The 22,219-nt window shown below is 69.5% G+C and carries 18 protein-coding genes and 2 tRNA genes; 17 read left to right on the top strand and 3 right to left on the bottom strand.

Annotated elements, in window-relative coordinates:
* Window positions 1–148: 148 nt before the first annotated feature.
* Entirely contained in the window at window positions 149–1,429 is a 1,281-nt protein-coding gene (locus AQJ84_RS12745; RefSeq protein ID WP_037803756.1) for a phospholipase D-like domain-containing protein, read from the bottom strand.
* Between the two features lie 262 nt (window positions 1,430–1,691).
* Here AQJ84_RS12745 and AQJ84_RS12740 point away from each other — a divergent pair, with 262 nt between their 5' ends.
* Window positions 1,692–8,126 carry an RHS repeat-associated core domain-containing protein gene (locus AQJ84_RS12740; RefSeq protein ID WP_051870122.1) on the top strand — a complete coding sequence of 2,145 codons (6,435 nt, stop codon included), beginning with the start codon at window positions 1,692–1,694 and terminating at the stop codon, window positions 8,124–8,126.
* A gap of 65 nt (window positions 8,127–8,191) precedes the next feature.
* Window positions 8,192–8,731, top strand: coding sequence for a hypothetical protein (locus tag AQJ84_RS12735; RefSeq protein ID WP_128092330.1), 540 nt, complete (start codon window positions 8,192–8,194; stop codon window positions 8,729–8,731).
* Window positions 8,732–8,801: 70 nt separating this feature from the next.
* On the opposite strand, the gene AQJ84_RS12730 is transcribed toward AQJ84_RS12735, so the two are convergent.
* Window positions 8,802–10,190, bottom strand: a complete 1,389-nt coding sequence (locus tag AQJ84_RS12730; RefSeq protein WP_030042857.1) for a polysaccharide pyruvyl transferase family protein — start codon at window positions 10,188–10,190, stop codon at window positions 8,802–8,804.
* Between the two features lie 237 nt (window positions 10,191–10,427).
* On the opposite strand from AQJ84_RS12730, the gene proB reads away from it, so the two are divergent.
* From proB to AQJ84_RS12705, 5 genes are all read left to right on the top strand, one after another.
* A complete protein-coding gene (gene proB, locus AQJ84_RS12725; protein WP_030042858.1) occupies window positions 10,428–11,534 on the top strand; it encodes a glutamate 5-kinase in 1,107 nt (368 codons plus the stop codon).
* A 224-nt stretch (window positions 11,535–11,758) separates the two neighbouring features.
* Window positions 11,759–12,217, top strand: a complete 459-nt coding sequence (locus tag AQJ84_RS12720) for a hypothetical protein (protein WP_037803757.1) — start codon at window positions 11,759–11,761, stop codon at window positions 12,215–12,217.
* A 61-nt stretch (window positions 12,218–12,278) separates the two neighbouring features.
* Window positions 12,279–13,565 carry a glutamate-5-semialdehyde dehydrogenase gene (locus AQJ84_RS12715; protein WP_030042860.1) on the top strand — a complete coding sequence of 429 codons (1,287 nt, stop codon included), beginning with the start codon at window positions 12,279–12,281 and terminating at the stop codon, window positions 13,563–13,565.
* Between the two features lie 96 nt (window positions 13,566–13,661).
* The gene (locus tag AQJ84_RS12710) at window positions 13,662–14,243 is read left to right on the top strand and encodes an SCO2584 family spore wall biosynthesis protein (RefSeq protein WP_445585615.1); all 582 of its coding nucleotides are present in this window, start codon (window positions 13,662–13,664) and stop codon (window positions 14,241–14,243) included.
* A 99-nt stretch (window positions 14,244–14,342) separates the two neighbouring features.
* Window positions 14,343–15,413 carry an SCO2583 family membrane protein gene (locus tag AQJ84_RS12705; protein WP_053190524.1) on the top strand — a complete coding sequence of 357 codons (1,071 nt, stop codon included), beginning with the start codon at window positions 14,343–14,345 and terminating at the stop codon, window positions 15,411–15,413.
* 111 nt (window positions 15,414–15,524) lie between these two features.
* Here the strand turns inward: AQJ84_RS12705 and AQJ84_RS12700 are convergent, their stop codons facing one another.
* Window positions 15,525–16,652 carry a M48 family metallopeptidase gene (locus AQJ84_RS12700; protein ID WP_374934936.1) on the bottom strand — a complete coding sequence of 376 codons (1,128 nt, stop codon included), beginning with the start codon at window positions 16,650–16,652 and terminating at the stop codon, window positions 15,525–15,527.
* A gap of 114 nt (window positions 16,653–16,766) precedes the next feature.
* Here AQJ84_RS12700 and AQJ84_RS43450 point away from each other — a divergent pair, with 114 nt between their 5' ends.
* The 10 genes from AQJ84_RS43450 (at window position 16,767) to AQJ84_RS12660 (ending at window position 22,119) form a co-directional block, all read left to right on the top strand.
* Window positions 16,767–16,928, top strand: coding sequence for a hypothetical protein (locus tag AQJ84_RS43450; RefSeq protein WP_030042865.1), 162 nt, complete (start codon window positions 16,767–16,769; stop codon window positions 16,926–16,928).
* A gap of 109 nt (window positions 16,929–17,037) precedes the next feature.
* Window positions 17,038–17,202, top strand: a complete 165-nt coding sequence (locus tag AQJ84_RS43445) for a hypothetical protein (RefSeq protein ID WP_030042866.1) — start codon at window positions 17,038–17,040, stop codon at window positions 17,200–17,202.
* Between the two features lie 103 nt (window positions 17,203–17,305).
* Entirely contained in the window at window positions 17,306–17,980 is a 675-nt protein-coding gene (gene nadD / locus AQJ84_RS12695) for a nicotinate-nucleotide adenylyltransferase (protein WP_030042867.1), read from the top strand.
* A gap of 16 nt (window positions 17,981–17,996) precedes the next feature.
* Window positions 17,997–19,772: an LCP family protein gene (locus AQJ84_RS12690; RefSeq protein WP_053190527.1), complete on the top strand. Its 1,776-nt coding sequence runs from the start codon at window positions 17,997–17,999 to the stop codon at window positions 19,770–19,772.
* 126 nt (window positions 19,773–19,898) lie between these two features.
* Window positions 19,899–20,342, top strand: a complete 444-nt coding sequence (gene rsfS, locus AQJ84_RS12685; RefSeq protein WP_030042869.1) for a ribosome silencing factor — start codon at window positions 19,899–19,901, stop codon at window positions 20,340–20,342.
* Between the two features lie 11 nt (window positions 20,343–20,353).
* Window positions 20,354–21,013, top strand: a complete 660-nt coding sequence (locus AQJ84_RS12680; RefSeq protein ID WP_030042870.1) for a histidine phosphatase family protein — start codon at window positions 20,354–20,356, stop codon at window positions 21,011–21,013.
* A gap of 93 nt (window positions 21,014–21,106) precedes the next feature.
* A tRNA-Ala gene (locus tag AQJ84_RS12675) sits at window positions 21,107–21,179 on the top strand.
* A 324-nt stretch (window positions 21,180–21,503) separates the two neighbouring features.
* Window positions 21,504–21,677, top strand: a complete 174-nt coding sequence (locus AQJ84_RS42170) for a hypothetical protein (RefSeq protein WP_107082654.1) — start codon at window positions 21,504–21,506, stop codon at window positions 21,675–21,677.
* A gap of 3 nt (window positions 21,678–21,680) precedes the next feature.
* On the top strand, window positions 21,681–21,914 hold the full coding sequence (locus AQJ84_RS12665) for a hypothetical protein (RefSeq protein WP_003976229.1): 234 nt from the start codon (window positions 21,681–21,683) through the stop codon (window positions 21,912–21,914).
* A gap of 132 nt (window positions 21,915–22,046) precedes the next feature.
* Window positions 22,047–22,119 (top strand) — tRNA-Ala (locus AQJ84_RS12660).
* Window positions 22,120–22,219: the final 100 nt, after the last annotated feature.

The following is a 22,219-nucleotide window of genomic DNA, read 5'->3' as shown; positions in this document are numbered from 1 at the left end:
ACACTGCGGTCACTCCAAGGTCGGCGCAGGGCTTCGTGCGCACGGGTTGTCGTGCGCATGGGTTAACGCACGCCGACCACCGGACGACACGCATGTGTCCGGCGGCCCTGGAGTGACCGCGTCTGTCACGGGTGCCGCTGCCGGGACCTCACGGCGCCGGCACGGTGTCCTCGGGGGTGCTCGTGACGCCCTTGCAGGCGTTGGTGTTGTCGGAGGAGCCGGGGACCGCCGCCGCCTTCACCGCGGTGAAGTTGGTGACGTAGGCGTCGTGGGCGCTGTCGCTGTCGACCTTCAGGAGCGCCTCGTCGTTCTTGGTGAGGGCGGGGCCGCTGTAGTTGTGACTGCCGGTCCACAGCACCTTCTGGCCGACCGAGCCGTCGTACTTGCCCTCGATCAGCAGGTACTTGGAGTGGACGATGCGCGAGGCGGTGCCGGCGTCGCCGTCGTCGTCCCAGTTGTAGCAGCGCAGGGCCGGGCCGCCGGAGGCGTGCAGGGTCTCCCAGGTGCCGCTGGAGGAGCCGCTGTCGGCCGTGGCGTAGACGATGTCGACGGTGCAGCCGGCCTTCTGCAGCGCGACCAGCTTCTGGGCGACCGCGAGCCGGGTCAGCTTGAACATCGCCACCCGCACCCTGGTGCTCTTGCTGGTGCCGTTCTCGGTGTAGGAGCAGGTGACGTTGTCCAGGACGCCGGTGATGGTGTCGCCGGGCGAGGGGTCGCTCGCCGGACGCGGGAAGAAGTAGACCTTGTACGGGCTGCTGGTGGTGTAGCTGTACTGCCAGCTGTCCCAGTCCTTGCCCACCAGCTTGCCGAAGTAACTGCCGTACGCGGCGTAGAGCGTGGCGTTTGCGGGGATCACGTACGCGTCGTTCCAGAACCTGCTGTAGCTGGACGGCGTCATGTTCGACGAGGTCTGCACCACGACGTTGTAGGCCCCGTCGAGCTGCGAGAACAGCCAGAACTTGTTGTGGTTGATGGAGGCGCCGAGCGAAGGGTCGCCCAGGCAGGACTTGTTGACCGGGCACAGTCCGACGAAGGAGCTCTGACCGGTGTCCGTGCCGAGCGCCGCGGTCAGGATGCCGTAGGTGTCGTCGTCGGGGTTGTCGCTGACGTCGCTCTCGTCGAGCATCAGCTGGACGGCGACCCCGCGGGTGTGCGCGTCGGCGAGGGCCTGGGCCAGCCCCGTGTCCCAGAAGTGGTAGACCGACGCCCTGATCGAGGAGCCGGCCGGTGCCTGGCCTATGTACTCCAGGAGCCGGGTGCGTATCGCCTGCTGCTGTGCCACGTCGCCGGTCGGGTTGTTGAAGACCGGGCCGGCCGTGACGGCGGCGGACGCGTCCTCCGCCAGGCCGAGTTGGAGCCCCGCGGTGAGCGTGAGCGCCACGGCGAACGCGGCGGGGCGGGTGGAGCTGTGTCGGAATGCGAAACGCATCGGACCCCCCTGGCAAGAGTTCGAACTGCTGCCTGCTGATGCTTGGTTTGCGGATGTTGCCAGAGAAAGCACACGTGTGAACAGATCGGATCGTTTAACTTTCCAATACGTCCCTTTTGTTGATCTGGCCTGATTGATTCGGCCATGGCTAGACTCCCGCCACTCGTGTGAGGAGCGGAGCTCGTGACTCCGCCACCTGGCATGCTCATGATCATTTGACGGGGGTTGATGAGTCGTGAAGCCTGGTCGTCGAAGACTTGCCGTGGTGCTCGTGAAGGCGCTGCTGGCCACGCTGCTGGTCGCGGTGTCCTTCGCGCCGACGGCGGCACTCGCGCTGCCGTCGGGCAAGCGGCCGGACGTACCGGCCAGACCGCTCGGTGACGCGGTGCCGCAGCGCGTCGAGAAGGGCATGACGAAGACACCGAAGGTGGTCTGGCCGAAGGCCGGAAAGGCCACCGTGGCGGTACCGGCCGCGGACGCAGCGCCCAGGGACGTGAAGACCCCGGGCACGGACGAGTCCGCGGCCGTCGCCGTCCGGGCCGCGAAGAGCCCGGCCCGCGCCCTGGCCGTCGGCGGTCCCGGCAAGGTCTCCGTCCAGGTACTGGACCGCGCGAAGGTGAAGCCCTTCGGCGGCCTCGGCCTCGGCCTCCAGATACGCCGCGCCGACGGCTCCACCACCGCCGGCCCCGTCGAGGTCAGCCTCGACTACTCGGGCTTCGCCCACGCCTACGGCGGCGACTTCGCCGACCGTCTCCAGCTCACCCGCCTGCCCGCCTGCGCCGCCGTCACGCCGGACGTGCCGTCCTGCCGCCAGGGCACCGTGGTCGCCGCTGACAACGACACCGAGCAGCAGACCCTCACCGCCACGGTCGAGGCCGCGCCGGACGCCGGCACCTCGCTGCTCGCCGCCGAAGCCGTCACCTACGCGCTCACCAGCGGCTCCTCCTCCGACCAGGGCGACTACCGGGCCACACCCACCAACCAGTCCGGCAAGTGGAACGTGTCACTGGGCTCCGGCGCCTTCACCTACAACGTCCCGATCGAGGTGCCCAAGCCGCCGGTCGGCTCGGCACCGGAACTGGCGTTGAGCTACAACTCCCAGTCCCTGGACGGCCGCACCTCGGCCTCCAACAACCAGGCCTCCTGGGTCGGCATGGGCTGGGACCTCAACGTCGGCTACATCGAGCGCAAGTACAGGAACTGCATCGAGGACGGCCACGGCCCCGACCAGGGACAGCAGTGGGGCGACCTGTGCTGGGACTCGCCCAACTCCACCGACGACCCGAACGGAGCCGTGTACCAGATCACCCTCGGCGGCGAGAGCTCCGAGCTGATCCAGGACAACACCGGCACCGGCTCCTTCCACATGAAGGACGACAAGGGCTGGAAGATCCAGCACCTCAAGGGCAGCCCCAACAACTCGGACAACACCGACGAGTTCTGGGTCATCACCAAGCAGGACGGCACCCGCTACTACTTCGGCTGGGGCCGCTCCGAACGCGACACCAGCCTCGCCACCCGCTCGGTGCTCAGCGTCCCGGTGATCGGTGACGACGAGGGCGAACCCTGCTACGACGGCGGCCAGCCCACGTACTGCAACCAGGCCTGGAAGTGGAACCTCGACCGGATCGTCGACCCCAACGAGGTGGAGACCTCGTACTTCTACGACAAGGAGACCAACTACTACCGGTCGGTCGCCGGCAGCGACAAGGCCCGCAAGTACGACGCCGGTTCGTACCTGACCCGCATCGAGTACGGCTGGTCCTCGCAGATCTCCGGCGCCCAGCTGCCCGCCCGGGTGGTCTTCCAGCACCTCAACCGCTGCAAGGAGCGCCTGGAGGAGACCAACCCGCTGGACGACACCGCGGCGAGCTGCCCGACGATCGACTCCTCGCCCTCGTCGTACCCGGACGTCCCGACGGACCTGATCTGCGACGGCTCCTCCGACGACTACGCCTGCGCCGGCAAGACGTACTACCCGACGTTCTTCCAGCGCGACCTGCTCTGGGACATCACCACCCAGGTCAGGGACAACAACGCGGCCGAGTGGGACACCGTCATGCAGTACCAGATGCGGTACGCGATGGTGAACCCCGAGGGCGAGGTCGGCGGCCAGCTCTGGCTCGACTACATCCAGCGCCGCGGCTACTCCGGCACCGACGTCACCCTGCCCGCCATCAACTTCGACGGCGACTGGCAGGACAACCTGGTCGGCACCGGCACCCTCAACTTCCGCCGCGTGGAGCAGGTCGTCACCGACACGGGCTCCACGATCGACGTGACGTACGGACACGCCACGGACTCCGGCGGCACGGTCTCCCGCCAGTGCGACGAGTCCAGTCCACCGTCCCAGTCCTCGAACAACTACGAGTGCTTCTGGCAGAAATGGACGCCCGAGGGCGAGACCGAGGCGCGCACCGGCTGGTTCAAGAAGTTCGTCGTCAAGCAGGTCAAGGTCGACCCGGGCAGCTACGACGACGGTGACCCCGCCATGACCACCACCTACGAGTACGACGGCGCGCCGGGCTGGGCGTTCACCGCCAGCCCGCTGGTCAAGGACGAGGACGAGACCTGGTCCGAATGGCGCGGCTACGCCAAGGTCCTGGTCACCACCGGCGCCAACGCCAACCTCCACTCCACGTACCACTGGCTCTACCGCGGCCTCGACGGCGACCGCACCTCCAAGACCGACGCGTCCCAGACCCGTTCGGTCAAGGTCGCCGACTCCGAGGGCACCGAGTGGACGGACTCCGCCTGGCTGGCCGGCCAGACCCTTCAGACGTCGACCCGCGACAGCGCCGGCGCGTCGCAGCGGCGCGAGTGGCACGAGTACTGGGTGCACAACACGGCCCAGTACACCGGCCTCCCGGACGCCCGCTTCGTCCGTGAGAAGAAGCTCCGCACCCTGGACAAGGCGTACTACTCCAGCGACTCGGACCTCTCCACCTGGCGCGAGCACATCGTCGAGACCGAGTTCGACACCAGCGAGGCCGCCTCCACCACCTTCGGCCTGCCGATGCGGGTCGACGACTGGGGCGAGAGCAACGTCTCCGACAACCACTGCACGGAGTACGGCCGCGCCTACAACACCGCGGACATGGCCGACGACGCCACCGGCACCATCCGCTGGATGGTCTACCAGGACGACGAACGGCACTACAACGTCGGCTGCACCACCGTCCAGAACGACAAGACGGCCGGCACGCCCTTCGCCCACCTGGACCGACGGACGGCCACGTACTACGACGGCTCCACGAGCTGGGACGGCAACAACACGGCACTGGTGGACGGGAACGCGACCGAGGTCCGCGTCTACACCGACGCGGACGCGGCCAACGCCCGCATCACACGGGCGAACTTCGACGACGCCGGTCGCGTCGTGAAGACGTTCGACGGCAAGAACAACGCGACCACGACGGCCTACAACCCGGCGACGTCCTGGCCCGTCAACGGCGTGGTGACCACGACCCCGGACCCGGACGGCACGGGGGCGGGGACGGCGCTGACCTCCACCGACTACTTCTCCCGCTACTGGGGAGAGGCGTGGAAGACAGTCGACGCCAACGGCAACACGACCCAGGTCGTCTACGACGGCGTCGGCCGGATCTCCAGGGTCTTCAAGCCGACCGAGTCCGCCAACTACCCCGACGGCACGGCGTCGATGACCTTCGACTACCTGCTGCCGATGCAGAGCGCCAGCGCGTCCATCCCCTACCAGGCCACCGGCGCACCGCTGAAGGCCACGACGAAGGTGCTGCAGAGCGGGACCACGTACGCGAGCTCGTACGGCTGGGCCGACGGGCTGGGCCGCACCCTGGAGACCCAGGCCCCGGCGCCCTCGGGCACCGGCATGACGGTGTCCGTCACGCGCTACGACTCATCCGGGAACGTCGCGGGCAGCTCGCAGCCGTTCTACAACTCCGCCGCCGCCGGTTCCAAGGTGGTCAACCCGGCGTACACCGCCATCCCGTCCTACACGGACCGCCAGGTGGACTGGGCGGGCCGGACCACGCTGAGCCAGTACCTGGTCAACGGCACGGCCCAGGCGGCGGGCAAGGTCTCCACGAGCTACTCCGGAGTCGACCTGACCACGGTCACCCCGGCGGTCGGCCAGCCCACCGAGACCTACACCGACGTCTATGGGCAGACGGTCAAGGTCGTCGAGCACGTGGGCGCCCAGTCGAACGCCACGACGTACGAGTACACGCGCAGCGGACAGCTGAAGTACCTCCACGATGCCAACGGCAACACCACCCACCACACGTACAACTCCGCAGGAGACCGCCTGACCACGGTGGACCCGGATACCGGTACGTCCAGCTCCACCTACGACGCGAACGGAAGGCTGGCCACCACCACCGACGGCAAGAACGCCGTGCTGACCTACACCTACGACGCGCTCCAGCGGCCGCTCACGGTCTCGCAGGGAAGCACTGTGCTCACCAGGACGGCGTACGACAACGACAACGGCACGGCGGTCACCGGAGCCAAGGGGCTGGCCACCTCGACGACGTCGTACGACTCGGCGGGCAACGCGTACACGACCAAGGTCAACGGTTACGACGCACGGGGCAGGGTCACCCAGAGGAGTGTGATCGTCCCGAACGCCGGTGACGGCGCGGGCCTGAGCGGGACCTACACCTTCAAGTACCACTACGACCTGGGCGACCACGTCACCTCGGCGGAGTACCCGGCCATCGGCCAATTGCCTGCCGAGACGGTCACCGCCGCCTACTCCGGCCAAGGACGCCTGACGAAGCTGTCCAGCGGCCTCGCCACCTACCTCGACAACGTCGGCTACGACGACTACGGCCGGGTCGTCTCCCGCTCGCTCGGAGCCTCGGGCGCCGACACCCGCATGACCCGTACCTTCACCTATGACGACGCCAACGGCACGGCATGGCTGAAGAACATCACCACCAGCACGCTGACCGGCGGCACGTCCACGAAGATCCAGGACGACACCTACACCCGCAACAACAACGGTGACATCACCGCCTTGCGTGAGAACAACGCCGGGCAGCAGCAGTGCTACACGTACGACGACCTCAGGAGGCTCACCGCCGCCTGGACCCAGGCGGCCACCGCCTGCGGCACGATCCCGGCCTCGGACTTCGCCGGGCCCGACCCGTACCAGCAGCAGTACACCTACGACAGGATGGGCAACCTGCAGTCGCTCACGGAGAAGGCCTCCTCGACGACCGCCGCGGTCACCCACGACTACCACTACCCCGGCTACAGCGCCGACGAGTCCACCTACACCGCGGACACCGCCCGCCCGCACGCCGTCACCAGCGTGGTCACCGGTTCCAACACCGACACCTACGGCTACGACGGCGCCGGCCAGTTGCAGACACGCACGGTGAATGGCGTGTCCTCGACGCTCACCTGGTCCGCGCTGCACCGCGTGACCTCCGTGAAGACGGGCAGCGACACCACGACGTATGTCTACGACGCCGCCGGCAACGTCCTGTTGCGCAACGCGCCCACCGAGAAGGTGCTTTACCTCGATGGGCACGAGATCCACAAGACGGGCAGTGCCACCGCCGAGGCGAGCCGCTACTACTCGGCCGACGGAACCAGCATCGCGGTGCGCACGGTCGACAACACTGCCAACGGCAAGCTGACCTGGCTGCTCGGCGACGGCCAGGCTTCCACCCAGATCATGGTCACCGCCGTGGGCGGGCTGGTCACCCGGCGCCGGTACACCCCGTTCGGCAAGCAGCGGGGCACGACGAGCAATCTGCCGTCCACCATGGACCGCGGTTACGTCGGACAGCCGGAGGACGACTCGACCGGTCTGTCGATGCTGGGCGCGCGCATGTACGACCCTGGCCTCGCGCGCTTCCTCAGTCCGGACGAAATCAGCAAGCCGTACTCCCCTCAGGAGGTCAACGCCTACAGCTACGCGGCGAACAACCCCATCGCCTACAGCGACCCGAGCGGCTTGGAGATCGGTTCCCCGCCGAACTCCTGCCGGTACTCCCTGGAGTACTGCGACAAGAAGACGCAGGACGCGGTCGGTTACAAGAAGCACGCGGACGGCACCACCTCGGTCGACTACACGAAGGGCACCCAGGTGGGTGACGGGTCGATCGTGAGTGGAAGAGCCACGACCAAGAAGCTTCCGCCCCCCGTCTACAACTGGCTCACCAAGGACCTTGGTTACCGGGGAACCAAATGGCTGACAGCTCCCCAGTACGACGCCTGGTACAAGTCAGTCAAGTCGGACGAGGTCAAGGCGAAGATCGCAACCTTCCACGACTGCTTGAAGGGCGGCCGGGCCAAAGCTTGCATGGCGGTGGCGAAGAAGGTGCAGCTCGGTCAGAAGGAGGAGAAGGACGACGGGCACGCGTTCCTGAGCGAGGACACGGCAGACACCCTCAGCTTGGTCGCCGGAGGACTGAGCATCGGCGCGCTGGCAACCTCGGCGACGCCGGTGGGGCCCGTCCTCGGCCTGGCGGCGGTGGGCATCGGAATCGTCGTCGCGGCTGACGCCTGCATCGCGGACCCGATCAGCCTAGGATGCGCCGGCGGCCTTCTCTCCATCGCCGGAGGTGTCTTCGGGATGGCGAAAGCCGGTGAACTGGTCCGGGGCCTGTCATCGGTCAGGTCCGGTGTCACGACCGCCGGACGCGCCGTCGCCAGCGGTGCCCGAAGTGTCTGGGGCGGCGTCAGAGGCATGTTCGGCGGCTGATGCCCTCCCCCCTGCCGCTCCGCCGGTTCCGTCCGGCGGGGCGGCGGCCAGACCCGAGGAACGCGATGATGCATCGAATAAGCCCCTGGTGGGACCGGCGTCTGATGACCGCCGTGGTGGTCGCCGTAGGCGCGGGCGCCGTGGCCCTGAGCTTCCGGTCCCTGTCGGAGGTCACTGTCCTGAACGCCTCGGGACTCATCAGCCTGCTGAGCGTCCTGGCAGTCGTGGCAAGAATCCATTTCATCCCCTTCGTCAGCTACGACCGGACCAGACTCGTGATCCGCAATGTCGGACAGACGTACGAGATTCCCTGGACGGCGGTGCGGCACCTCGGCTGGGACGCCAAGAGCGGAAGCCTGAGCCTCACCCTGGACGGAGACCAGAACGTCCCGGTCCAGGCGTTCAGCCGCTGGCCCTCCTTCGGCCGCCACAGGAAAGTGATCGCCGAACTGGAGAGGGCGCGTGAGCAACGGGACGACGTCGGTCCGACCGGCGAATTCACGGTCGTGCCGACGCGGGGGCTCGTGGAACTGGTGCTCTTCCTGCCTATCGTGGTCCTGGTGTGCGCACTGCTGGTGAAGGGCGCGGTGGCTCTCCTGCCCTGACACGGCTCGCTCAGACGAGGGCCGCACCCAACCCGGCCGCGCCCACCCGGGACGCGGCCGGTGCGTGCTACTACCCCCCGATCACCTTCCGAATAGGCCGCCCCACGATCCGCCGAGCCCGCCGGTACACCGAGGTCGGCACCGGTGCGCCCGTGGCCGTCGCCTTCGCGCCCGACTTCGCCCGGGTCAGTTCCCGCTTCAGGCGGGTGTTGTCCTTGCTCAGTTCGTCGACGCGGCCGTACAGCCAGCCGAAGCGCGACATGACCGAGGTGAGGTCCGCGTCGGTCCACGGGCGGATGCCGGCCGGGAAGGACAGGGAGCGCATACGGTCGTCGAAGGCCGCGCCCGAGTCGCCGTGCGTGAACGTGTTCTGCAGGTCGTTGCGGTCGAGGAACGCCGTGAACCGCTCGAAACGCTCGTGGTGACCGCTGACCAGGCCGGTGAAGTCGGCCTCCTCGTACAGCCGGGCCGGGTCGAGGTCCTCCGGCAGGCTGTTGATGAGGCGGTGCGGGATGTCGAAGTAGCGGCACAGTTCCAGCGTCCGCGAGTCACCGCACAGCACCGTCGCCGGCGTGCCCGCCAGCAGCGCGGCGATGTTGCCGTGGATGCGGGAGCCGAAGGAGAAGTCGAAGGCGCGAAGGTCGTCTATCCAGGTGACCGGGTCGATGTAGACGCGGGCCTTGCCCTCCCCGTACATCGGGTGGTCGGGGTGCGTCGGCATCGCCGTGACCTTGGCGTTGGCGTCCGACAGGTCCCGCCAGTGCAGCTGCCGTGCGTCGCTGAGGTTCTGCCCGATGAAGCGCAGGTGCGGGTAGCGCGCGTGGGCGCGGCGGATGATCCGGTCCAGGCCCTGCTTCTGCACGGCGTTGTGGGAGCCGTTGATCGCTATGCGGGAGTCGCTGGTCAGCGCCCCCACTCCCTTGTGTACGGCGAGTTCCTTGCCGTACATGAACAGGGACGGACAGCCGATCACCTCGACGTCCCGGAACCCCATGTCCTTCAGGTACTTCTCGGTGAACTCGCCCCGCACCCCGATCGAGGCGCTGCGGTCGAGCACGGCGGAGACGAACTCGCGGACCGTGGGTTCCATGGGCTTCAGGCGCGCCGGGTTGTAGTCGAGCCCGGCCTGTCCGCCGACGCCGACCACCACGACCGGGATCCGCAGCTTGCTGATCAGCCGGGTCAGCCGCTTCAGCTGCGGCTCGAACGACGGCCGGAACGCGTTCGCCAGCGGTACGACGAACGCGTCGTACTCCTCGTTGATCCGCCCGGCCGCGTTCACGTCGGTCCTGATCCCGTTGGACACGACCTCGGTCCCCGGAGTCTCGAGGATCTTGTGGGTGGCGTCGCTGAAGATCAGGTTGCCCGAGTTGGTGGCGATGACGTCCCGGTGGAGAGCCTCCTCGACGGGTACGGCGTCGTAGGGGCTCTTCCCCGAGCGGAGGAGTATGCGGTTCACGTGGCGAACTTTAGGTGACACGTTAGTCAAAATAAGTTGGCTTCGACTTTGATTTCTATAGGCAACCAGTACAACCTTTTTGCCGTATGCGAAGCGTGAGTAAACAGTGACGCGGGTGACGCACGGTGCGTGTCCGGGGGCTGGACCGGCGCGCGCCGCCCCACCCCGTTCGCGTAGATTGCGAGGCAGCCGAGGTGCGAGGGGACGGAACGCAAGGTGGCAGGGGCAAGGCAGGCCGTGAGTGAGGCCCGCAGGATCGTCGTCAAGGTGGGTTCCTCGTCGCTGACCACCGCCTCGGGCGGCCTGGACGCCGACCGCGTCGACGCGCTCGTCGATGTCCTCGCCAAGTGCCGCAGCGGGGGAGAGCGGGAGATCGTCCTCGTCTCCTCCGGTGCCATCGCGGCCGGCCTCGCCCCGCTGGGCCTGCGCCGCCGCCCCAAGGACCTCGCCCGCCAGCAGGCCGCCGCCAGCGTCGGCCAGGGCCTGCTCGTCGCCCGCTACACCGCCTCCTTCGCGCGCTACGGCGTCCGCGTCGGCCAGGTGCTCCTGACCAGCGACGACATGAGCCGGCGCGCCCACCACCGCAACGCCTCGCGCACCCTGGACAAGCTCATCGCGATGGGTGCCTTGCCGATCGTCAACGAGAACGACACCGTCGCCACGGACGAGATCCGCTTCGGTGACAACGACCGGCTCGCGGCCCTCGTCGCCCACCTCGTCCACGCCGACCTGCTGGTCCTCCTGTCCGACGTCGACGGCGTCTACGACGGGGACCCCGGCAAGCCGGGCACCTCGCGGATAGCGGAGGTGCGCACTCCGTCCGACCTCGCCGGAGTGGACATCGGCAGCACCGGGAAGGCCGGCGTCGGCACCGGCGGCATGGTCACCAAGGTCGAGGCGGCCCGGATCGCGGCCGCCGCCGGCATCCCCGTGGTGCTGACCAGCGCGGTGCACGCGGCCGACGCGCTGTCCGGCGGGGACACCGGCACCTACTTCCATCCGGCCGGCAAGCGTTCCGCCGACCGGATGCTGTGGCTCCAGCACGCCTCCACCCCGCAGGGGTCGCTGACCCTGGACGACGGTGCCGTGAAGGCGGTCGTGGACCGGCGCAAGTCGCTGCTGCCGGCCGGGATCGCCTCCGTCGAGGGCGAGTTCACCGCGGGCGACCCGGTCGAACTGCGGGACGCCGAGGGGCGCGCGGTGGCCCGCGGACTCGTCAACTTCGACGCCAAGGAGATCCCCCGGCTGATCGGCCGCTCGACCCGGGAGCTCGCCCGCGAGCTGGGACCGGCGTACGAGCGCGAGGTCGTACACCGGGACGATCTGGTGCTCCTGCACCCCTGACCCGGTCCGCCGCGGTCCCCGGGACGGGCGTCACACCCGAAAACGGGGTGAACGCCCCGACACAGCCGTCGCCTTGAGGTGGACGTTCCGCAAAATCGCCACGCGGAGGCCCCAGGGCTGCTCAACTTTGTCCCAGGGACACATTCAGCGGTACCGCGGTCCGGTGGTACCGGCGAGCACGAGCACTGCTCGGCCATTGGGTAAAGGAGGCCGTCGTGAGACGAGTGCGCCCTGGGGCGGCGGCCCGTGGCGGTGCCGGCGGCTCCTCCTCGCGCGCTGCCGGCGAGGAGCGTGCCCTGACGAGCGTCGCGGCCGGCGACCGGTTCGAGGAGCCGGCGGACCTGCCTCGCCTCTGGCACGTCACCCTCAGCGTCTCCGGCGAGGAGACACCGCTGAAGGAGGTGCGGCGCGGTCTCGAACAGCTGGCCCACGACCACCCCTTTCTGCTGACCAGCAGATACGCCAACGACCACGCGGAGATTCGCTACTGGGAGGAGGCCCGCGACCTGCACGACGCGGCCGCCGTCGCGCTGCGCCTGTGGGGCGAGCACCGCCGGACCGCCGAGCTCCCGCCCTGGGAGATCGTCGGCCTGGAGGTCATCGACCGCGAGACCTATCACCACCGCCTCGCCGAGGGGTACGGACCGGCACCCGCGACCCCGGTCGGTGTTCACCCCTTTTGACCCTGTCTCGCCGTATGGAACGACCGGTGGACGCACCCGTCGGGCGCACTACCCTTTGCGTATGACCACGCTCTCGCCGTACGACTCGATGTCCCCGGTCACCCAGGCCGCCTACCGCGCCAAGGCCGCCGCCGCCGACCTCGCGCCGCTGCCGCGGGCCGAGAAGGACGACGCGCTGCTGGCCATCGCGGACGCCCTGGAGGTCCGTACGAGCGAGATCGTCGAGGCCAACGCCAAGGACATCGCCAAGGCCCGCGAGGCCGGCACCAGCGAGGCCATCGTCGACCGGCTGACGCTGACGCCGGAGCGGGTGCGGGCCATCGCCTCCGACGTACGGGACGTCGTGGCGCTGCCCGACCCGGTCGGCGAGGTGGTCCGCGGCTCGACCCTCCCCAACGGCATCGACCTGCGCCAGGTCCGCGTCCCGCTCGGCGTCGTCGGCATCATCTACGAGGCCCGCCCGAACGTCACCGTCGACGCCGCCGCCCTGTGCCTGAAGTCCGGCAACGCGGTGCTGCTGCGCGGCTCGGCCTCGGCCTACGAGTCGAACACCGCGCTGGTACGGGTCCTGCGGGACGCCGTGGGCGGGGCCGGGCTGCCCGCCGACGCCGTGCAGCTGGTGCCCGGCGAGAGCCGCGAGAGCGTGCGCGAGCTGATGAGGGCCCGCGGCCTGGTCGACGTCCTCATCCCGCGCGGTGGGGCCTCGCTCATCCAGACGGTCGTCTCCGAGTCCAACGTCCCGGTGATCGAGACCGGCACCGGCAACTGCCACGTCTACGTCGACGCGCAGGCCGACCTGGACATGGCGATCGAGATCCTGATCAACTCCAAGGCGCACCGGGTCAGCGTCTGCAACGCCGCCGAGACCCTCCTCGTCCACCAGGACATCGCCCCCGAGTTCCTGCCGCGCGCCCTGGACGCCCTCGCGGAGGCCGGTGTGACCGTGCACGCCGACGAGCGGGTGCTGGCGTACGCCAAGGACTCCAAGGCGACGGTCGTGGAGGCCACCCCGGAGGACTGGGAGACGGAGTACCTCTCCTACGACATCGCCGCCGCGGTGGTGGACTCCCTGGACCGGGCCGTCGAGCACATCCGGCTGTGGACCTCCGGGCACACCGAGGCCATCGTCACGACCTCCCAGCAGGCCGCCCGCCGCTTCACCCAGCTGGTCGACTCCACGACGGTCGCCGTCAACGCCTCCACGCGGTTCACCGACGGCGGCCAGTTCGGCTTCGGCGCCGAGATCGGCATCTCCACGCAGAAGCTGCACGCCCGCGGCCCCATGGGTCTGCCCGAGCTGACCAGCACGAAGTACATCGTCACCGGGGACGGGCACGTACGGCGCTGAGATCCGGGGCGCGGCCCGCCGGGAACGGCGTCTCATCAACCGGATGAATTTCCATACCGTCTGCCCAAAATGACCCCCCAGGTCTACTCTGGAACCGTGCCGGAGGACGTGGGGGGCACGCCGTTCCCTGACGGCTGGGAGCCCGACGACGACCACGACCGCGGGGTGTCGGACGAAGAGTTCGCCTCCGTGGTCTTCGACGAGGCCTTCGTACAGGCGGCCGTGGTGCACGAGCCGACCGCCGTCGAACGCCTCCTTGCCGCCGCGCAGGCGAGAGCGGAGGCCTCAGAGACCGAGGCCCGCCGGGCAGCGCCCGGCAGGGGCGAGCGCTACGAGGACGGGTACGGCCCCGACCGCCGCGCCGGATTCGCCGCTGATCCCGACCTCGACGACCTGGACGACACCGACGTCCTCGCAGGCCGCTACGGCGCGCCGGGTACGTACGGCAAACAGGTCCGCTGGCATCGGCCGGTCGCCTGGATCCTCGCCCTCGTGATGGGCGTCGGCATGGTCGCACTGGCGTTCGCGGCGGTCTACCGTAGCGCCTCGTCCGGCAGCCGGGACCAGGGTCCGCCGCTGCCCGCCTCGACCGGCCTGGAACAGGGCAGCGCGGCGGCCCCATCGGTCTCCGCCGACTACTCTCAGCCAGCCGTGTCCGCGGACCCGCGCACGCCCTGAGCGCGGACCCGCAGGTCATGGCCACTCCTGGTGAGAACCTGTCAGAAGTGTCGCGTAGCGGGGCGTTTACCCGAGCGCCCCGCGACCTACCCTGAAGATATGGGAGGGCCTGGAAATCCACCCGAGGGGACACCCGAGGGCGGCCCCGGAGGTGGAGAGGACGAGTACCGATCCGTCGTCTTCGACGAGTCGTTCGTCCGCGCTGCCCGCCTCCAGGAGTTCTCCGCGCAGGAGCGCATCGCCGACCACGCCCCCGCCGTACGCCGCCGCCCCCCGCTGCGTCGCGGCCTGTCCCGGCAGGCGCTGATCCTGGTCGTGCTGATCGCCGTGGCCTTCGGCACCGCCGTCTACATGGGGGTACGGCATCCGTACCAGACCCCCGCCGCCCAGCAGCCCGTCGAGCCCCTGCGGATGACCGTCATCCCGCTCGCCCCGCAGGGCAAGGTGCCCGGGCACGCCGACACCACCTACCTGTACGCGCACAGTCCCGCCGCCCAGTACCGCATCGGCGCCAAGGGGATCCCGCTGCCCGCGTCCCGGCGTACCGCGCACTTCTCGGACAGCCAGGTGGTCGCCGCCCTGACCACCGCCAAGGACTACATCGTCCGCTCCGCGCTCTATCCGGAGGTGCTCACCGGCGGGCAGGTCCGTCCGGTGCGGGTCCTCCTCGACTCCGACCAACTCGACCAGTTCGACGAGAGCTTCGACCGGCCGGCCGCCGACGGACGGCACGCCCCCACCGGCTGGCTGGTCCGTTTCGACCCGTCCGAGGCGGAGCTGGCCGACGACAAGGTCAGGGTCCAGGGCACCCTCCAGGCGGCCGAGACCGACTCGTCCACCCTCGAGGTCACCGCCGACCACACCTTCGTGTACGCGCTGCGGCCCACCGGCTCCGCGGACGACGCCGAGGCGTCCCTGTTCACCGTCCGCCGCGAGCTGCACTTCCGCTTCGACCACGACGACCTGCGCCTGCACACGGCCCAGCTCGTCGTCTCCTACGTCCAGGCCGGGCCCCTGTCCTGCGCCGAGGACTCCGCGAGCCTCCTGCGCCCGCTGCTCGCCGGCCAGACCGCCAAGGCAGGCGGCCCGGCCGGCACCGACCCGTACGCGACGGGCGGTGCGCCGGCGCTGTGCGGGTCGCTGGCGTCGAGCGCGCAGCCGAAGCTCTGACGCGCCCTTCCGCGGCCACCGCGCCCTTCCGTGGCCACCGCGCCCTTCCGTGGCTACCGCGGCCACCGCGGTCTTCACGGCGTCGGCGGCCTCGGTCGGGTGATCCCTCGGTCAGGCGTCGTCCCGCGGCGGCGTGTCCGTGCCGTTCGCCGGGCCCGGGGTGTCCGTCGGCGGCTGGTCCGCCGGTGCCGAGCTCGTGAAGCCGCCGAAGCCGCGCCGCACCCGGCCGCCCAGGTCCCCGGCCCCGCCGGCGAGGTCGCTGACCAGCTTCATCAGCGGGTCCTTGGAGGTCTTGACGTGCGTCGCGTAGTGCGAGGCCGACTCCCGGAACGAGTCCGAGACCGACGTGTCCTTGTCCTCGCTGCGCCGCGGGTAGTGGCCGTCCATGATCCGCTGGTGGTCCCGGGACTCGGCCCACTTCTTCAGCTCGGCGGCCCGGATGGTGGTGAAGGGGTGGGAGCGCGGCAGCACGTTAAGGATCTTCAGCACGGAGTCGCGCAGGTCGCCACCGGCCTCGTACTCCTCCGCCTGCTTCAGGAACGCGTCCACGTTCATCTCGTGCAGGTGGTTGCCGCCGGCAAGCTTCATCAGGCCGCGCATCGAGGCCGTGAGGTCCTGGCCGACCAGGAGGCCCGCGCGGTCCGCGGACAGCTCCGACTTGCGGAACCACTCGCGCAGCGCGGTCACGATCGTCATGATCGCGAGGTTGCCGAGCGGGATCCAGGCCACCTTGAGGGCGAGACTGGTCAGGAAGAGCAGGATGGTGCGGTAGACCGAGTGGCCGGACAGGGCGTGGCCCACCTCGTGCCCGATCACCGCCCGCATCTCCTCCTCGTCGAGCAGCTCGACGAGACCCGTGGTGACGACGATGATCGGCTCGTCCAGGCCGATGCACATCGCGTTGGGCTGCGGGTCCTGGTTGACGTACATCGGCGGGACCTTCTCCAGGTCCAGGATGTAACAGGCGTCCCGCAGCATGTCGTTGAGATGCGCGAACTGCTGGTCGGAGACGCGCACCGAGTCGGACAGGAACAGCAGCCTGAGGCTGCGCTCGGGCAGGAGCCCGCTCAGCGCCTTGAAGACCGTGTCGAAGCCACTCAGCTTGCGCAGCGCCACCAGGGCGGAGCGGTCGGCCGGGTGCTCGTACGCACGGGAGGAGATCCCCGGGAAGCGCCTGCGCTGCCTGCTCGGCACGTTCTCGTGACCGTCGTGGTGGCCGTCGGACATGTCTTCCCCCATGTGCGTGTGAGTGGCCTTTGCGGACCCTTGTGCGGTCCTTTGCGCCCCCGAAGCAGAGCCCAGCCTAGGCGGAGTTACGGTGGACGGGCACTACAGCAGAAGGAGTTCCGCGCCATGGAGCACAACCCCCGGGCCGCCTGGCTCGCCGAGGCCGCGAGCGCCGCCGAGCAGCAAGGGCCGGGGAATCTGCTCCGGGTCGTGCTGGTGGTGATGGTGCTGGGCTGTGTGCTGACCGCGTGGTTCCTGCTGCGGGGGTACAAGCGGAAAGACGAGTGACGTCGGACGAAGGTTCCCAATGGCGGAGTCGGCGTGAGTGCCGTCGGGCCGCCCGCTTACGATGGGCCGACGTCTTTATCCCGCCCACACCGGATAGGTCCTGCTGAAGATGAGCTTCCACAGCACCGCTGCCCAGTTGGTCACCCTCGCCGCCCAGGGCGAGGAGCACGGTGGCAACCACGAGAGCCTCGACCCGCTGGTGGTGGGCGGCTCCGCCTTCCTCATCCTGATGCTGCTGCTGTGGATCACCACCCGTTTCAACCGCGACCGCTGAGTCCGGCGCGAGCCCGGCAGGCGCCCGGCAAGGGCTCCCGCGGGGCCCGTCCCGGCCCTCTGTCGGCCAGGGCGCTCAGGCCGGGCCGGTAGGGTCTGCACGCATGGGAGAGCAGGACATGCCTACCGGTCCGGCGAACAACGCCGAGAACCGTCCGTCGAGCGGCCTCGGCAACAAACCGAAGCCCCCCGGCAAACGCCGTCTCGGCGTCATGGGCGGAACGTTCGACCCGATCCACCACGGGCACCTCGTGGCGGCCAGTGAGGTCGCCGCGCAGTTCCACCTGGACGAGGTGGTGTTCGTCCCGACCGGCCAGCCGTGGCAGAAGACCCACCGCCACGTCTCCCCGGCCGAGGACCGCTACCTGATGACGGTCATCGCCACCGCCGAGAACCCCCAGTTCTCGGTCAGCCGCATCGACATCGACCGCGGCGGCCCGACCTACACCACGGACACCCTGCGTGACCTGAAGGCGCTCAACCCCGACGCCGACATCTTCTTCATCACCGGCGCCGATGCCCTCGGCCAGATCCTCACCTGGCGGGACGCGGACGAGTTGTTCTCCCTCGCGCACTTCATCGGGGTCACCCGGCCGGGCCACGTCCTGTCCGATCCCGGACTCCCGGAGGGCGGTGTCTCGCTCGTCGAGGTCCCCGCCCTCGCCATCTCCTCCACCGACTGCCGTGCCAGAGTCGCCAAGGGCGACCCCGTCTGGTATCTGGTGCCGGACGGAGTCGTGCGCTATATCGACAAGCGCGAGCTGTACCGCGGCGAGTGAGCCGAGAGGGGCACCGGTGAACGACCGATACGACGCGGGCTACGGCGGCCATCCCGACGACCGGTACGAACTCGTCGGCTACGACGAGTACGGCCGGCCGGTGTACCAGCCGGTCCAGACGCAGCAACAGCCACAGCAGGGCCAGGCCCCCCAGCAGCAGCCGTACGACCCGTACGCGCAGCAGGGCTACGGATACGACCCGTACGCCACCGGCCACCAGCAGCCCGGCGCCCCGTCCTCGTACGACCCCTACGGCACCGGCCCCCAGCAGGCGCCCGCCCCGCATCCCTACGACCCGTACGGCACCGGCGGCCCGCAGCCGGGCGGCGGGCAGGCACCGGCGTACGACCCCTACGGCCAGACCGCCACCGGCGGCCGGCAGCCCCGCGTCGAGCCCCGCGTCGCCGAACAGACCGCCTACATCCCGCAGCAGGCCGGCCCGGCCGAGGAAACGGCCGCCCCGGGCGGAAGCCGCCCCTCCGGGCCCGGCGACGATCACCCGGCCGAGGGCGAACGGCAGTACCACACCGAGCAGTTCGCCTTCGTCGAGGAGCCCGACGGTGACTCCGAGGACGTCATCGACTGGCTGAACTTCACCGAGAACCGCACCGAGCGACGCGAGGAGGCCAAGCGCCGCGCCCGCAGCCGCCTCGTCGCCCTCGTGGTGGTGCTGGCCCTGGTCGCGGTCGGCGGCGTCGGCTACCTCTGGTACGCCGGGAAGCTGCCCGGCCTGTCGTCGTCCGACGACAAGACCGGCACCGCGACGCCGGTCACCGCGCAGAACCGCGACGTGATCGTGGTCCACCTGCACAACACCGCGGAGGGCGGAACCTCCACGGCGCTGCTCGTCAACAACACCACCACCAAGCAGGGCACCACGGTCCTGCTGCCCAACTCGCTCGTCCTGACGGACGACGACGGCAGCACGACCACGCTCGCCAAGTCCGTCGAGGACGACGGCTCCACCGGCACCCGCGACTCCCTCGACGGCGTCCTCGGCACCGACATCGAGGGCACCTGGCGCCTGGACACCCCCTACCTCCAGAACCTGGTCGACCTGGTCGGCAACATCGAGGTCGACGCCAACACCGACGTGCCCGACCCCGAAGCCAAGAAGGGCCAGGCGCCCCTGGTGAGCAAGGGCGAGGACCGGACGCTGAGCGGCAAGACGGCAGTGGCCTACGCCACCTACCGCGCCTCCGGCGAGGCCCAGAACGCCCAGCTGGAGCGGTTCGGCCAGGTCATGCAGGGCGTACTGCGCAAGCTGTCCTCCGATCCCACGGGGGCCACCACCACCGTGCAGACGCTGGCGCAGATCCTGGACCCCTCGCTCACGGACAAGGACCTCGGCACCTTCCTCGCCAAGCTCGCCGACCGCGCCAAGGGCGGCGACTACAAGACCGCGCTGCTGCCCGTCCAGAACGACGGCACCCTGAGCGCGCAGGCGAGCGACAGCGTCGTCAAGGACGTGCTCGGCGGCACCGCGAAGAGCCCCGACAAGGACGCGGCCGTCAGCGTCTCCGTGCAGAACGCCACCGGAGTCAAGGACAACACCGAGAAGGCCCGCGTGGTCCTCCTCAACGGCGGCTTCACCTTCCTGGAAGGCGGTACGGCCGCCGCGGCCCAGACCACGTCCAAGGTCGTCTACGCCGACGCCGCCGACAAGCAGAACGCCACCGAGGTCGCCAAGACCCTGGGCCTGCCAACCGGCGCCGTCACCAAGGGCAAGGTCTCGGGGAACGCGAACGTCGCCGTGGTCCTCGGCCAGGACTACGAGCCGGCCTCCCCCTAGCCGCCCCGCCCCCTGCGGGCGAGCCGGCCCAGGACGGCACCCCACGTGATCCGCATCACGCGTGGGGTGCCCTCGGCGGTCCGTGAGACCCTTGGTGTCCAGTGTCCGCCGACCGAAAGCCTTGTAGTGACCGCCACTGACCGATCGCTCGAACTCATCAACACCGCCGCTCAGGCGGCCGCCGACAAGCTGGCGCACGACGTCATCGCCTACGACGTCAGTGACGTCCTGTCGATCACCGACGCCTTCCTGCTGGCCTCCGCACCCAACGACCGCCAGGTCAAGTCGATCGTCGACGAGATCGAGGAGCGGCTCCAGAAGGAGCTCGGCGCCAAGCCGGTGCGCCGCGAGGGTGACCGCGAGGCCCGCTGGGTCCTGCTCGACTACGTCGACATCGTCGTCCACGTCCAGCACAGCGAGGAGCGTGTCTTCTACGCCCTGGAGCGGCTGTGGAAGGACTGCCCCGAGCTCGAGCTGCCCGCCGACGCGAAGGCGACCCGCGGCAAGGGCCAGGAGCACGCCAAGCTGCGGGCCGAGGAGGACGCGGCCGAGTTCGGGGAGCAGCGGTGAGTGCCTCCCCGGTGACCGGCGCCGACCGTGGGCCGGGCCGGGGCCGGCGCGTCATCCTGTGGCGCCACGGCCAGACCTCGTGGAACGTGGAGCGCCGCTTCCAGGGCACCACGGACGTGGCCCTGACCGAGACCGGTGTGTCCCAGGCCCGGCGCGCCGCCCGGCTGCTCGCCTCCCTCCGGCCCGACGCGATCGTGGCCTCCGACCTCCGGCGGGCCGCCCACACGGCGGCCGAGCTCGCCACGCTCACCGGCCTGGAGGTGGCCCACGACGAAGGCCTGCGTGAGACCTACGCGGGCGTCTGGCAGGGCCTGACGCACGAGGAGATCATCGCCCGGCACGGCGACGAGTACACGGCGTGGAAGCGCGGCGAGCCGGTGCGCCGCGGCGGCGGCGAACTGGAGACCGAGGTCGCCGACCGTGCCGCCCCCGTGGTGCTGCGGCACGCCGACAAGCTCCCCGACGACGGCACGCTCGTCGTCGTCAGCCACGGCGGCACGATCCGCACGACCATCGGACGCCTCCTCGGCCTGGAGGCGCTCCACTGGGAGAGCCTCGGCGGACTCTCCAACTGCTGCTGGTCCGTCCTCGGCGAGGGGGCCAGGGGCTGGCGCCTGCTCGAGCACAACGCCGGCACCCTCCCGGAGCCGGTCCTCGGCGACGACGACTGAGCGGCTCCGCGGCCCCGGGGACCGGATTTCACTTTCCGGCAGGTCGCAGGCTAAAGTTCTTCTTGTTCGCCCCGCCGAGCGGGAAGAACGCGAGGGGCTATAGCTCAGTTGGTAGAGCGCCTGCATGGCATGCAGGAGGTCAGGAGTTCAATTCTCCTTAGCTCCACAGATCGACAGTCTCGGGTGACGACCGCTCGAGTTGTCAAGATCGGTGTATGACGATCCCGTCCCCCTGGGGGCGGGATTTTCTTATGCCCCCGAAGACGAGACGGCGTTCGGCACACTGTTCTCGGACCGGCTTGAGTCACTTGGGCCCTTCGAGGCGTATACCTCTGCGGAGGCGCTCCTGGCGTGCGTGTTCGCGCCGGCCGGGACGCCCGCGGTGGGTGCCGTGTCCGGACTGGTACTGAGGCGTCGCTGACCGTATTGGTCCGGCCGTGGCAGAATCAAACGGCCGGAAGGGAGCGCGGCCCGACGGGAGGGAGTAGTGATGCCTGCGAGCATCCTCGTGGAGGTCGGCCACCTCCGCGAAGCAGCGTCGGCGCGGGACACGGTCGTCCGCCTCAGCTGCCCTTCCTGTGGTTCCGTGCACGTCGCTCAGGTCCTCGGTGACAACGGCGGGATCTCCTACGTGTGCACGGCCTGCGGCCACAGCTGGAGCTGATCGATGGGTGCACACAGGCGGAAGTGCGACTGGTGCGGCAGTGGTACGCCGATCGTCCGCGACATGGAGCCGGTCAACCCGGACTACCAGTACTGGTGCGAGGAGTGCGCGCGGGCGCTGATCATAAAGGGCGACCCGATCGAGACGTACCGCGAACTGGAGGGCGAGCCGATCTACGGCCGGCTTCTCGAAGAGCACTGCACGCTCAAGCGGTTCTACTCGTTCGTCACCGCGTGACCGGACATCAGTTCCGTATCCGGACAGAACGGAAACGATTTGGTGCTCCACCGGATGGGCCGGTAATGTTGGCGTCGCCGCCGGGGAAACCCGGCGACACGGTCAACATGTGGCTTCGCCACACGGCCGCGAGGGGCTATAGCTCAGTTGGTAGAGCGCCTGCATGGCATGCAGGAGGTCAGGAGTTCAATTCTCCTTAGCTCCACAGCAATCGAAGGCGGGTCATCCGAGAGGATGACCCGCCTTCGTCGTGTGTGCCGGGTGTCTGGCGGCGGCAGACGAACGGCGGGCCGCCCTCGGGAGGG

Origin of the sequence: Streptomyces resistomycificus (assembly GCF_001514265.1) — a bacterium.
Taxonomy (GTDB): Bacteria; Actinomycetota; Actinomycetes; order Streptomycetales; family Streptomycetaceae; genus Streptomyces; species Streptomyces resistomycificus.
The sequence above is the reverse complement of the archived record's forward strand: the minus strand, read 5'-3'. Positions and strand labels throughout refer to the sequence as shown.